General features: G+C 51.6%; 13 protein-coding genes and 1 tRNA gene. 5 read left to right on the top strand and 9 right to left on the bottom strand.

The window, feature by feature from the left end:
- Positions 1-33: 33 nt before the first annotated feature.
- From JI735_RS21370 to JI735_RS21350, 6 genes are all read right to left on the bottom strand, one after another.
- Positions 34-327, bottom strand: coding sequence for a hypothetical protein (locus tag JI735_RS21370; RefSeq protein WP_039836401.1), 294 nt, complete (start codon positions 325-327; stop codon positions 34-36).
- Positions 290-997: an RNA polymerase sigma factor gene (locus JI735_RS21365; RefSeq protein ID WP_039836400.1), complete on the bottom strand. Its 708-nt coding sequence runs from the start codon at positions 995-997 to the stop codon at positions 290-292. Before JI735_RS21365 ends, JI735_RS21370 begins: the two co-directional genes overlap by 38 nt.
- A 210-nt stretch (positions 998-1,207) precedes the next feature.
- The gene (gene ltrA, locus JI735_RS21360) at positions 1,208-2,500 is read right to left on the bottom strand and encodes a group II intron reverse transcriptase/maturase (RefSeq protein ID WP_202676388.1); all 1,293 of its coding nucleotides are present in this window, start codon (positions 2,498-2,500) and stop codon (positions 1,208-1,210) included.
- A gap of 574 nt (positions 2,501-3,074) precedes the next feature.
- Positions 3,075-3,191, bottom strand: a complete 117-nt coding sequence (locus JI735_RS37950) for a hypothetical protein (RefSeq protein WP_411830134.1) — start codon at positions 3,189-3,191, stop codon at positions 3,075-3,077.
- Positions 3,164-4,129, bottom strand: coding sequence for a HAMP domain-containing sensor histidine kinase (locus tag JI735_RS21355; protein WP_202676406.1), 966 nt, complete (start codon positions 4,127-4,129; stop codon positions 3,164-3,166). Before JI735_RS21355 ends, JI735_RS37950 begins: the two co-directional genes overlap by 28 nt.
- 23 nt (positions 4,130-4,152) lie before the next feature.
- Positions 4,153-4,869, bottom strand: a complete 717-nt coding sequence (locus JI735_RS21350) for a response regulator transcription factor (protein ID WP_039836044.1) — start codon at positions 4,867-4,869, stop codon at positions 4,153-4,155.
- Between the two features lie 170 nt (positions 4,870-5,039).
- Between JI735_RS21350 and JI735_RS21345 the strand changes: the two genes are divergently transcribed.
- Positions 5,040-6,941 (top strand): serine hydrolase domain-containing protein, encoded by a 1,902-nt coding sequence (locus JI735_RS21345; protein WP_039836043.1) that lies wholly within the window; start codon positions 5,040-5,042, stop codon positions 6,939-6,941.
- A 534-nt stretch (positions 6,942-7,475) separates the two neighbouring features.
- Here the strand turns inward: JI735_RS21345 and JI735_RS21340 are convergent.
- Positions 7,476-7,559, bottom strand: a tRNA-Leu gene (locus tag JI735_RS21340).
- 223 nt (positions 7,560-7,782) lie between these two features.
- On the opposite strand from JI735_RS21340, the gene JI735_RS21335 reads away from it, so the two are divergent.
- The 4 genes from JI735_RS21335 to JI735_RS21320 all read left to right on the top strand — a co-directional run bounded on the left by JI735_RS21335 (position 7,783) and on the right by JI735_RS21320 (position 9,853).
- Positions 7,783-8,250 (top strand): Lrp/AsnC family transcriptional regulator, encoded by a 468-nt coding sequence (locus JI735_RS21335; protein ID WP_039836042.1) that lies wholly within the window; start codon positions 7,783-7,785, stop codon positions 8,248-8,250.
- Positions 8,247-8,603, top strand: a complete 357-nt coding sequence (locus tag JI735_RS21330) for a LysE family translocator (protein ID WP_202676405.1) — start codon at positions 8,247-8,249, stop codon at positions 8,601-8,603. The genes JI735_RS21335 and JI735_RS21330 overlap by 4 nt, the downstream gene beginning before the upstream one ends.
- Positions 8,582-8,872: a hypothetical protein gene (locus JI735_RS21325; protein ID WP_233475992.1), complete on the top strand. Its 291-nt coding sequence runs from the start codon at positions 8,582-8,584 to the stop codon at positions 8,870-8,872. The genes JI735_RS21330 and JI735_RS21325 overlap by 22 nt, the downstream gene beginning before the upstream one ends.
- Before the next feature lie 219 nt (positions 8,873-9,091).
- A complete protein-coding gene (locus JI735_RS21320) occupies positions 9,092-9,853 on the top strand; it encodes a class I SAM-dependent methyltransferase (protein WP_202676403.1) in 762 nt (253 codons plus the stop codon).
- A gap of 34 nt (positions 9,854-9,887) precedes the next feature.
- On the opposite strand, the gene JI735_RS21315 is transcribed toward JI735_RS21320, so the two are convergent.
- Both JI735_RS21315 and JI735_RS21310 read right to left on the bottom strand, forming a co-directional pair.
- Positions 9,888-11,117 carry a CynX/NimT family MFS transporter gene (locus JI735_RS21315; protein ID WP_202676402.1) on the bottom strand — a complete coding sequence of 410 codons (1,230 nt, stop codon included), beginning with the start codon at positions 11,115-11,117 and terminating at the stop codon, positions 9,888-9,890.
- 206 nt (positions 11,118-11,323) lie between these two features.
- Positions 11,324-11,425 (bottom strand): sporulation protein YjcZ, encoded by a 102-nt coding sequence (locus JI735_RS21310; RefSeq protein WP_202676401.1) that lies wholly within the window; start codon positions 11,423-11,425, stop codon positions 11,324-11,326.
- Positions 11,426-11,613 lie beyond the last annotated feature (188 nt).

Raw genomic sequence — 11,613 nt, 5'->3', positions numbered from 1 at the left:
CCATTCTCTCCTTCACTTATTCCTGTCTTTCCCTTAATCCTCAATTTCTGTACTCCGGGACAGCTCCATGGATTCAACCGCTATGCCTGCGGCGATTAAAAGGAGTGACAGACACAGGCGCAGTCCTTGTTCGATCCCGCCGTGCCGGATGATTAGAGCCATAACAACTGTACTGACGATAACACACGCAAACTTCACCATCTTCTGTCTGGCCAGTATTTTGCGGTTGCGGAGCACCTTTGCAGCTTCACGCTTGTCATATTCAAGCAGACGGGCTTTCCGGTACACTTCATCGAGAAATGCCTGCTCCTGTTCGCTGGATTTCACAATCCCACTCCTCTCCTTCATAAATCTGCCTGAGTTTCTTACGGGCACGGTGCAGCAGAACTCTAAAGCTCACCGTACTTCGCTGCATAATAGAGGACGCTTCCTCATAAGACATCTGAGCAATATCGACAAGATAAACGGCCAGCCGGTAATCCGGCTTCAGCATCCGCATGCGGCGGTGCCATTCCCGGTCCTCCTCGCGCACGATGGCCAGCCGCGCGGGATCATCCAAAGCGTAAGGCGATATGTATCTTCCGCTCATTTGTCCATCATCCGGGTGATCTTCCGGAGACATCCGCCCGGATTCGTTCCGGCCCCCTGCTTCGCCCGGCAGGGTCCGCTTGCTTTTGCGCCAAGCGTCAATGCACTTATGCCGGAGGAGCGTATACAGATAGGTCTTAAACGATGCGCGAAAATCGTACTTTTCCGGGTAGACAAGCAGATGAGCGAAGCAATCCTGAGCCAGGTCTTCAGCCAGATGATAATCCCCGGTCAAATGGTGCGCAAAATGCACGGCAGGCTGACGGTATTTCCGGACCAGCCATTCAAATGCCTCCCGCTCTCCCTGCCTGAAACGGAGCAGCATTGCCGCTTCCTCATCCGGCGGGCCCTTGTCTTTGCTGTTAGGTCTGGAGCTACTGCTGTCCGTTCCCTCGTTCCTGTCCGTCACAGACTCCCTCCTCTCCCCATGTCATACTCTCCTTATTCGTTGAACGCCCCAAAAAAGTTACAGTATAGTGCCATCAGACTACAACTCCATTTTCCTCATTGCCAAAACTAGAGTAAAGAGCTGGATTTAAACCAGCCCCTCCTCATCAAACCGTACGTGAGGTTTTCCCTCATACGGCTTTCCGATGTTTGTCATTCATGGGCATGCAGATCACAATAGCGTTTTCAGTCCATACATGTTGGCAATATACTTAACCTCAGATAATGAACTCATCCATCTTCTACGTTGTCTCTTCTTCGCATACCACCGGGTTAATCTCTGCAAAATATACCAATCCAGCTTAGCTAACCTCTTTTGGCTATAGTTCGTGTAGTAGTAATTTCTCCATCCTTGAATTTTTGGATTGAGCCATTCCACCTGTTCCGCGAACGATCTTGAGCGCATGCTCGGCGGTGCTAATCTGTTTTTGACCACGCCTCGGATCCGTTCCTCTGCCTTCTTCGTTAGCCACTGTTGCGTGGTATAATATACCTTCCCTTGAGAAGTTTCTGCTTTCGTTTTTCGGTGGTGCATTCCTAAAAAGTCGAACCCTTCGTCTCCTGTCCACAAGCCTACAATTCGGGTTTTCGTCGGGTGTAGGGTGAGTTCCAGACGTTCCATGATTCTGCGTATGAGTTCATACGCATGTTCGGCGTCCTTTTTGGTTTTGCAGACCACTACAAAGTCGTCTGCATACCTTGTCAGCTCTCCCAATCCACTTCCGTGTTTCTCCCACAATCGGTCAAAGTAGTGCAGGTAGATATTCGCCAGCAGCGGTGAAATGACGCCACCTTGCGGAGTGCCTAAATCAGATCGCTTTACGTTTCCTTCTTCCATGACTCCCGCCTGTAGCCACTTCCGTATTAATTTCAGGATCCGCCTGTCATTGATACGCATCTGTATCAATTTCATGAGCTTCTCTTGATTAATATTGTCGAAGTAACCTTGGATATCGACGTCGACTACCCAATTCCCTTTGCGGTTGCAGGCTTTCCGAATTCGTTCCAACGCTCCTTTCGCACTTCGTTTCGGACGAAATCCGTAAGAGACTTCTTCGAAGTCTGCTTCGAAGATGGGTTCAATTACCAGCTTAGTTGCCATCTGTATGACTCGGTCGCGAACAGTGGGTATGCCCAGCGGTCTTAGCTTCCCGTCTTTCTTTGGGATAAAGTGCCGCCGTACGGGCTGGGGATAGTAGTTGCCTTCTTTCAATTCTCTCTCGCAAGCCTTGAGGAAGCTTGTTTCTCCTTGTTCCTCAATATCTGCGAGCGTCACGGCATCTACTCCTGCAGCCCCCTTATTCGCCTTCACCCGTTTCCAGGCTTCGCACAGCACGTCCCAGCGGTGGATTTTGTCGTACAGGGCATGGAATTTACGCTTGCTGTTCTCCTTGGCCGCATGACCTAGCTTTTCTTGGAGTTCTTGAACTTTTTCCTTTGGTGTCGTTAGCCCTTTGGCATTCACTCACTCGTACCTCCTCCAAAAGCATAAACAAAGCAGGGCTCCTTCCCTCCCTAAGGTTATGTTGTCCTTAGGTTCTTCGGTACTATGAGCCCCTCGGACTCCCTTCCCACAGACGGTTCACTTCGTCTTCTGGACTTATAGAGCGTCTCTTTACGGGTTCCTACAAAAAAAATTCTCCCGTGTGGGGGAGGGTCTCCCCAGTTCACTGCACTATCTTTCAATCCATGCCGTTCCCATTACGCCGGAGAGTTCTTCACTGCTGTTCCAAGTTCTGCACAGTTTCCTTGGCCTTCGTCCATAGTTGCGGGACTCGGCTCCCTCTGTTCCCCTTCGCAGGGCCTTTTTGACGACGCGGCAGGATTCACTTGATGTTGCGGCCTGGATTGTTGCTCGCCCAGTCTCTGACTGATACTTTTGTCGATGCGCTTTTACACACAGATTTCGCCATATGCAAGCATCCTAGCTACAAAGGTGGCTTGGTCCCTCCCTTGGTTGGACTTTCACCAACTAGATAATGCGTACTTCTGGGCACGCAAACCAAAAAAGGCCTTGATTCCACAAGGCCCTTTCCGGGTTATTCGTGTCCTGCCGCCGGTTCTCCGGTCCCGGATTTCTTGCAGACCACAAGTTCAAATACGGTCAGTCCGTTCCGGTTATCCAGCTTCAGCTTCCCTCTATGCAGCTCCAGGATTTGCTTGGAGATTGCCAGCCCCAGCCCGGTGCCCCCATCTCCCGGCCGGGCCGCATCCCGCGCACAAAAGGATCAAAAATCACTTCCTTCAATTCATCGGATATTCCGCCCCCGTTATCCTGAACTCTAATCCTCACATCCTCAGCCAATTCCTCCAGAGCGATCAGAACTACCGTCCCCCCGCTGTTATGCTGTACTGCGTTGGACAGCAGATTGGCTATGGCTCTGCGCATAAGTCCCGGGTCATAATCCGCCATAACCTCACCCGAAGGTATATACAGTTCCATAACCATTCCTTTGTCCTCCATGGCATCGTAATAATCGGCGGCAATTTCTCTCAGCAATTCTGCCAAATCTCCCCGCTCAACCGATATAGGATGGTCCGGACGCTCCAGCTTGGACAGTCTGAACAGATCATCGATCAGGGCAGTGACCACGGTAGCTTTGTTATAGATGAGCTGCAGGTACCGTTCCTTCTTCTCCTCACTATCCACGAGCCCCAGCTGCAGTGCCTTGGCATAGCCTTGGATCGTCGTAACCGGTGTTTTTAGATCGTGGGACAGATCAGCGAGCATCCGCTGTTTGCTATCCTGCAGTCTGCGGTTCTCCCGCTCGGCCTGTTCCAGCGACTCTGCCATCTCATTAAAACGGTGCTGAATCACCGAGAACTCATAGTCCGCTGTAATAGAGAGACGTTCTTTATACTCTCCTTTGCCCATTCTCTCTATAGCCTCCGCAATATGCTCCAGCGGCCTGGTAATGCGTTTGACCATCAACTGGCTGAATATATAAATACTCATGCCAAACAGCCCCAGCACCAGCAGCAAAGTGGGCAGTCTAAGTTCTATAGTTTGAGTATCGATATCGAGAGCGATCATCAGAAAAACCACAACAACCAGCCCGAGCGTAAGGGCAAAATAAATATAGGATCGGATCAACTTGGAGAAAAGCTTCGTTTTTTTCAGCGGAAATCATCCTTTTTGGCAAACTTATACCCCAGTCCCCGGATCGTCCGGATATACACAGGCTGCTTCGGGGTTTCCTCCACCTTGTCCCGCAATCTGGAGATATGCACCATAATGGTATTGGCATCCTCATAATAATGCTCTGACCAGACCTGCTCGAACAATTGCTTTTTGGTAAAAATGCGCCCAGGCGCATTCATCAGCGTGGACAGCAGCTTATATTCGATTGCGGTTAATGAAATCTCCCGCCCGGCCTTATACAACACGCAGTCTGTATGGTCAAGCATCAGCTCCCCGATACTGGTATGACCCAGGGTATCCTGGACGGGTTCTGCCGGTTCATTGAAATCATAAGTACGCCTTAGCATGGCATGGATCCGGGCCACAACCTCCAGCGGATTAAACGGTTTGGAAATGAAATCGTCTGCGCCCAGGCGCAGGCCCAGAATTTTATCACTGTCCTGATTTTTGGCAGACAGCAGAATTACCGGCAGCTTGTACTCCGCGCGGAGCAGCTGCAGCAATTGAACACCGTTAAGCTCAGGCATCATAATATCAAGCACGGCCAGATCAATGGATTCCTGCTGAATGCATGTCCATGCCTGAGCACCATTATAAGCTTCTAAGATACGCAGTCCTTCCTTCTCCAGAAAAAGTTTCAAAAGCTCTATAATTTCCCGGTTGTCGTCGACGAGCAGTACCGTTCGCTGCACATCCAAGCCTCCTCATTCGTTCCCGCTTTCATGTCCATTAGTCTATCATATTCCGGGCTTATTTTAAGCGATTTAAGGTTATTGTAAGATTGGCGACATAGCTGTGAAAGAATTCTCCCTTATGCTAATCACAGAAGATTTACACAGCACTAGTTTTGGAGGTTCTGATGATGAAGTTGAAATCTGTATTTATCGTTTCTGTTATTTTCTGGATGGGAATCTTCGGAATCGTCCCTGCTGCTCAAGCAGCCGGCACGGATGATGCCATTACGCAGGAACGGCTTGAGGAAACCCTGACTCCACTTCTTAATAAAATTATGGAGGCGGATCACATTCCGGGCACGGCTGTTGTCGTAACAGAGGGGGACCGCATTGTATTCAGCAAGGGATACGGCTATGCCGATGTCGGGAAACAGCTTCCTGTCGATCCCGGACATACCGTAATGCGGGTCGGATCGCTTACCAAGTCCATGACTGCAACAGCGGTCATGCAATTGCAGGAGCAAGGGAAGGTAGCGATGGACCAGGATATTAACACTTATTTGCCAGACTTCAAGGTTCCCCTATTCCACGGCCATCCCATTACCCTGCACCATCTGCTGACGCATACGGCCGGGTTGGATGAAGGTGTCTACAACCTGTCGGCGCAGTCAGCGGACAAGGCTTTGTCAGCAGAGACTTTTCTGCGGCAGTATCTGGACACACAGCCCCCCGTTCGCGAGCCGGGGACAGAATATGCTTACAGCAATCCCGGAGCGGGCCTTGCCAGCTTCCTCGTTGAACAAGTAACGGGAAGCACGCTTGAGGCTTACATGCAGCACAATCTGTTCGGGCCCCTGCAAATGCCGAGTGCCAGCCTGGCTCATCAGGAAAGCGACCCGGACATGGCTAAATCCTATCAATATCGGGAGGGAAGCTTTCAGGAAATCCCCTACTCTTACCCAAATCTGCCGGGGGCAGGCGCCCTCAGTGTGATACCTGATGAATTGGCTCACTACATGATCGCTTTGTTGAATGAAGGCAGCTATCAGAGACAGCATATCCTTAAACAAACTACCGTAGAAGAAATGCAGGCCCGGCAGTTTACAGAGCATCCGGGTGTGGAAGGTGTAGGTTATGGCTTGTTCCGGAATCGTACGGACAACGGGATTCTCACCCTGTCCCACACAGGAGACATCGACGGCTTCGCTGCCAAGATGCAGCTGATTCCTGAGCATAAGCTTGGCATATTAGTTGTGAGCAATGCAGAGTCACCCGGAAAACCGCTGCGCGATCAAGTGACAGATGCTATTGTGCGCCTCCTGCCTGAACCACTGATTCAGGACCCGGCAGTAGCTCCCCCCTCCTCTCCCGACTTGGAGCAATATGCGCGTACCTATACCATGGGTCTGGGACCGCAGCATGGCTGGGGCAAATGGTTCAGATGGCTGGGCGGAAAAAACTTTGCTGTGCAAAATGCAGGGGAAACGCTGCGGATTACAGGGGTCTTTCCGGAGGGAACGGGATCGAAGGAGTCCAAAACCTATATTCCTGTCCGGGAAGGATTATTCCGGGACAAAGAGAGCGGGGAGTTCATCTCGTTCCACCAGCAAGAGGGCGTCTGGAAGCTAACCTTTATCCAAGGAGTTACTATAGAGGAAAAACCTCCGTTTTTACAGCAGCCTTCTACTCTTCTGGCCATCTATGCCGGTATTGGATTGGCGTGGCCCGTTATGGTACTCATAGAGGTGATTCGAAGCTTGCTGAGATTTATCCGGCGCAAAAAGCAGCAAAAGCTCGGACATGCGGCATTGATTGCCGTCATTTTCTCCATCTACCTGATCGGCCAACTCCTGTATGGCAACTCGCAGGTTCTCTTCGGCTATCCGGCATGGTACACCTGGGGATTCTCATCTCTGCCTCTGGTCGCTGCCGCTGCGGCAATCCACCTGGGCATTAAGACAGTAAGGCAGCAGCAGAATACAGATGAAATGCGGATGGTCCGGTACGGACGCTACCTGCTGGTAGTTATGAGCTTGGGCTATACTTTCTTCTTGTTCTATTGGAATATGCTCTCTGTTCACTTCTCTTGAACATTCTGAGCTAAAAGGGCCGCTTCACGATTCTTCCGCTAGGGATGCGTACAGGAAATCTGCTATTCGAGCAGATCAGGCGATTCTCCAGACCAATCGGACACAGCTTCCGTTAATTGACTTCATTCCCCTCACTTTAGGAACAAATGGGCAAAATAACGGAACAGGTCCGTCCGAATCAGCCGGAAAAGAATCCTACGGCAACTCTTTAGTGGAAAAAGGTTAACTAATTTCTCCATAGCATCCTGTCCACGGCAGATGAAGTGGAAAAAGGGACACTAATTCAGCTCATTTCGCCATTGTTCCAGAAAAGTGGCCCAATTAAGTTTACTTTTTCCACTTCAATCTCAGGATTTCTTAATTTCCGGAAAAATAAGTTCCCTTTTTCCAACTAGCACCTGCGAAGAAGCCGGTAAGCAAGTGTTAGTTGGAATTCAGGATATCTAGACCAACGAATCCTAAACAACAAAAAAACCGTTCCCCTGGTTAATGGATGGTACTCCATTTCACCAAAGGAACGGTTTTTTTGTGTGATGCGGTCAAGAGGACTCGAACCTCCACGATATTGCTACCACTGGCACCTGAAGCCAGCGCGTCTGCCAATTCCGCCATGACCGCATATTATGTACTTTGGCGTTTTGATCGCCGTAAGTAAGACTATACTCTCTTTTCGAAGAAAAGGCAAGAGATTTTAATTGCAGCATAGACAAAAAATAAATTCCTTTAAAGAAAACAAAGTGAATTGTGTATTTCACCTTACATTAATATAAACATATCTTGATTAAATTAATTATATAAGGTAATTTGTAATAAATACACAATAATGAAAGGCGGGACTCCTATGGATGCCATTGATTACAAAATCCTCAGGGCAGTAATGGACAATGGAAGGATCACCTGGGCTGAGCTGGCCGGACTGCTCGGCCTCTCCTCACCGGCGGCGGCGGACAGGGTGCGGAAGCTGGAGGAACAAGGAATGATTAAAGGATACACTGCGCTGATCGATGCCGAATCCGCCGGATACGGGCTGGGAGCACTGATTGCGGTCTCGCTGGAGCGTCCGGCGCACCGGCAGGCTTTTTTGGAGCTGGTGCAGAAGCTGCCGGAGATTCAGGAATGCCATCATACAGCCGGGGATGACGATTATGTGCTGAAGGTGCGCTGCCGGGGGACCCGTGATCTCGACCGGATCATCAGCGGGGAGCTGAAAAGCCTGCCCGGCATTGTCCGCACCCGTACTACCATTATCTTAGGAACGGTCAAAGAAACTCCGAATGTCCCGCTGCCCCCTTCGGAACATGCTCCATGATCTTCTGGGCTCCCCTTCTCAGCGGCATCGGCTTTGGCTTCGTCGTAGCCGCTCCTGTTGGTCCCATGTCTCTGCTCTGCATGAACCGGACCCTGCAGCAGGGTTTCCGTGCAGGCTTAGCCACCGGCTTCGGCATTGCTCTGGCCGATGCCGTATATGCTCTCGTTACCGTTTCTGCCTTCAAAGCTGTGAATGATTTCACTTCCGCCTATGCCCTGCCGCTCCGGCTGTCCGGCAGCCTGCTGCTTGGGCTTTTGGGTGCAAAAAGCCTGCTGCGGGGCGAGTCCACTCCCAAGCCCGACTCCCCCGCAGCAGCGGCACCCCCTACTGTTTGTTGTCATCTTTTCTGCTGACCTTGGCGAATCCGGCCACCCTTCTGAGCTTTGCGGCGCTTTCGGTTTCACTTGGGACTACAGCCGGGAGCTCCTGGTTTCTGCCTGCGGGGATCGCGGCCGGCTCTGGCTGCTGGTGGCTGCTGTTCGTCTCCATACTCAAATGGATCAGCGGCAAACTTCCTGCGTCCTTCACCCGCTGGCTGAACCTCTCTTCAGCGGCTATCCTGATCCTGTTCAGCTTGTACGGCATCCTCACTGCACTTAACGGGATGGATGGTCCGAGATGAAACCGGAACACAGAACATTTCCAGCCAGCCGCATCAACACAAACAACACTGTCTCTGGGCTTATGCCCAAGCTTATAGAGGTGGGCATAGCTGTTGCCCCGCCAATCCGCAGGTTATAGGCTGAGGCAATTACTTTTATATGTATTATATATTTCACTTATAAGTGCACACCATGATACAACAGTAGTAATTCCTGCTTCACCCGAAAGGAGCATACTAATGAACCAGCAGTGGAATACCGGGACCTATGATAAGGATATGGCTTTTGTTTCCCGTTTTGGAGAGCCGCTGATTGAACTGCTTCAGCCTCAGCCCGGTGAAAGGGTTATCGATTGGGGCTGCGGCACCGGAGATTTGGCTGCGGCAATTGCCGGGTATGGTGCCTCTGTCACCGGAATCGATGCATCGCCGGAGATGATCGCAACCGCCCGCAGCAAATATCCGCAGCTGGAATTCGTCCTCGCCGATGGCCAGGCCTACCGCTCGGAGCCTGCTGCGGACGCCATATTCAGCAATGCCGCACTCCATTGGCTGCTGGATGCAGAGGGAGCAGTATCCAGCATGGCCGCCAGCCTGCGTCCCGGAGGCCGCCTCATCGCCGAATTCGGCGGGCAGGGCAACATCGCCTCTGTTGCAGCCGGGCTGCCGCGGGCCTTCGAGGCTATCGGGTGCAGCGGCAGGCTGGAGCTGCCCTGGTATTTCCCCAGCATCGGAGAATACGCTGCCTTGCTGGAGCAGAACGGCTTCACCGTCGGGCTGGCCCTGTGCTTCGACCGCCCTACTCCGCTTCAAGGCGGAGCGCAAGGTTTGGTGCGCTGGCTGAATACCTTCGCAGATGGAATTCTGAGCGTATTGTCCCCTGATCAGCGTACTGAAGTTCTCACTGATCTCGAACAGGAGCTGAAGCCGCAATTATTTCAGGGTGATCAATGGGTCATGGACTACAGGCGAATCCGTGTGGCCGCCAGGAAAAATTTCTGATTCACGTTTTCAGGCGGAGGCGGCTCTGCCGGCCTTATTTGGGGTCGCCTACAAACCGGCTGCTGCCCGCGCCAAGCCCTGCCACGAGCAGCAAGACGCTCGCCACAGCCAGTAAGGCCAGCGGCACGTTCCAGCTATGATTCACGTCATGCAGCAGCCCAAACAGTGCCGGCCCCATTGCCGCCAGCAGATACCCGACAGATTGGGCCATGCCCGACAGCTCGCTGGCCTCCTGTGTGCTGCGGGTCCTCAGGTTGAAAAACATCATCGCAAGTCCGAAGGCAAACCCCCCGGCGATTCCGATCCCAATAGCCCAAACAGCCATCCAGGCAGTGCTGCCCAGCCAGACACCGAGAATACCAATCATAAAAAGAATGAATGTTATGACCACCAGACTGCGCTGGTTTTTCATCCGGCCCGCCCAGAGCGGCACAAAAAAGGTAAACGGCAGCTGGGCCAGCTGCATGAGGGACAGAATCCAGCCTGCATGGCTGGAGGACATCCCCCGCTCACTCAAAATCACGGAAAACCAGGCGATCAGCACGTAATACAGCAGCGATTGCAGACCCATGAACAGGGTAACCTGCCACGCGAGCGGGGATCGCCAGATCCGGATGGAGGATTGTTTGTGATCTGCAGTACTTCCCTTAGTCATATTCCGCATCTGCGGAATCCAGAATATTGTTGCTAACGAGGCTACGGCAAACCACAGCGCCAATGTACCCCGCCAGCCGAATCCGGCATGCTGCGCCAGTGGAACGCTGATGCCTGAGGCGGCAGCTGCACAGATATTCATGGAAACGGTATACACACCGGTCATCAGTCCGATACGCTCCGGAAACTTCCCCTTGATCAATCCCGGCAGCAGCACATTGCACACCGCGATGGACAACCCGATCATCGCGGTGCCTGCGAACAGCATAACCGTACCCGAACCCGAACGGATCAGAATGCCCATGGACAAGGCCAGCAGAGCCAGCATCAGAACATTGGCGGTGCCAAACCGGCGGGCAAGCTGCGGCGCAAAAGGCGACAACAGAGCAAATGCCAGCAGCGGCAATGTCGTAATCGCTCCCGCCAGCGTGTTGGACAACCCCAAATCATCGCGGATCATGCCCAGCAAAGGCCCAACGGATGTAAAGGGGGCACGGAGAGCTGCTGCAACAAAAATAATGCCCACCACCAGCAGGAAGCGGTTTGCTCCGGTGTCCTGCCGGGTCTTGTCCAATTCTAGCGTAGCAGCGGTTTGTTGTTTGGATTTCATGATTTCCTCCCGGTTGCAGCACATTTTCCGAACAAAATCACAGGCTTGTCCGAGGGAATGCGCTATTCTATGTAATAATCACATTGTTACATTATATTCTTTTACCGCTGACCATGCATAGGTTTTTGGCATATCGGCCGCTGCATGCAGTAAAAAAAAGCCAGTTCTTGGAACTGGCTTAAGAAACCTATTAAGAAGAATTGCAATTATACCCAGAGAGATTTAGTAATGATTACGAGCAGGATGAACAGAACCAGAATGGCACCTGTAGACGTAAAAGCGCCGTACCCTCCAACATTTTCGCCCATGATTACTCCTCCTTCTTCCTGGAATACATTTAATTTATGTAGAAAGGGTTGATTAGGATTGGGTAACCCGGTAAAAAACGCCGGCACTGTTCATTATAATTATCTTTTCCGTTGACAAATCACTCCAGCCTCTTTAGTATCCTTAACATGAGGTCCTTACTGAGAATGACTCTCAATAGAGAGTTATA

The organism is Paenibacillus sonchi (assembly GCF_016772475.1).
Taxonomy (GTDB): Bacteria; Bacillota; Bacilli; order Paenibacillales; family Paenibacillaceae; genus Paenibacillus_AQ; species Paenibacillus_AQ sonchi.
Note: the sequence above shows the minus strand (reverse complement) of the source record. Positions and strands in the feature narration are given on the sequence as shown.

Coding starts and splice junctions, on each gene's coding strand:
- JI735_RS21345 (WP_039836043.1), top strand. CDS start 5,040: ATGAAGTTGAAATCTGTATTTATCGTTTCTGTTATTTTCTGGATGGGA.
- JI735_RS21335 (WP_039836042.1), top strand. CDS start 7,783: ATGGATGCCATTGATTACAAAATCCTCAGGGCAGTAATGGACAATGGA.
- JI735_RS21330 (WP_202676405.1), top strand. CDS start 8,247: ATGATCTTCTGGGCTCCCCTTCTCAGCGGCATCGGCTTTGGCTTCGTC.
- JI735_RS21320 (WP_202676403.1), top strand. CDS start 9,092: ATGAACCAGCAGTGGAATACCGGGACCTATGATAAGGATATGGCTTTT.
- JI735_RS21315 (WP_202676402.1), bottom strand. CDS start 11,117: ATGAAATCCAAACAACAAACCGCTGCTACGCTAGAATTGGACAAGACC.
- JI735_RS21310 (WP_202676401.1), bottom strand. CDS start 11,425: ATGGGCGAAAATGTTGGAGGGTACGGCGCTTTTACGTCTACAGGTGCC.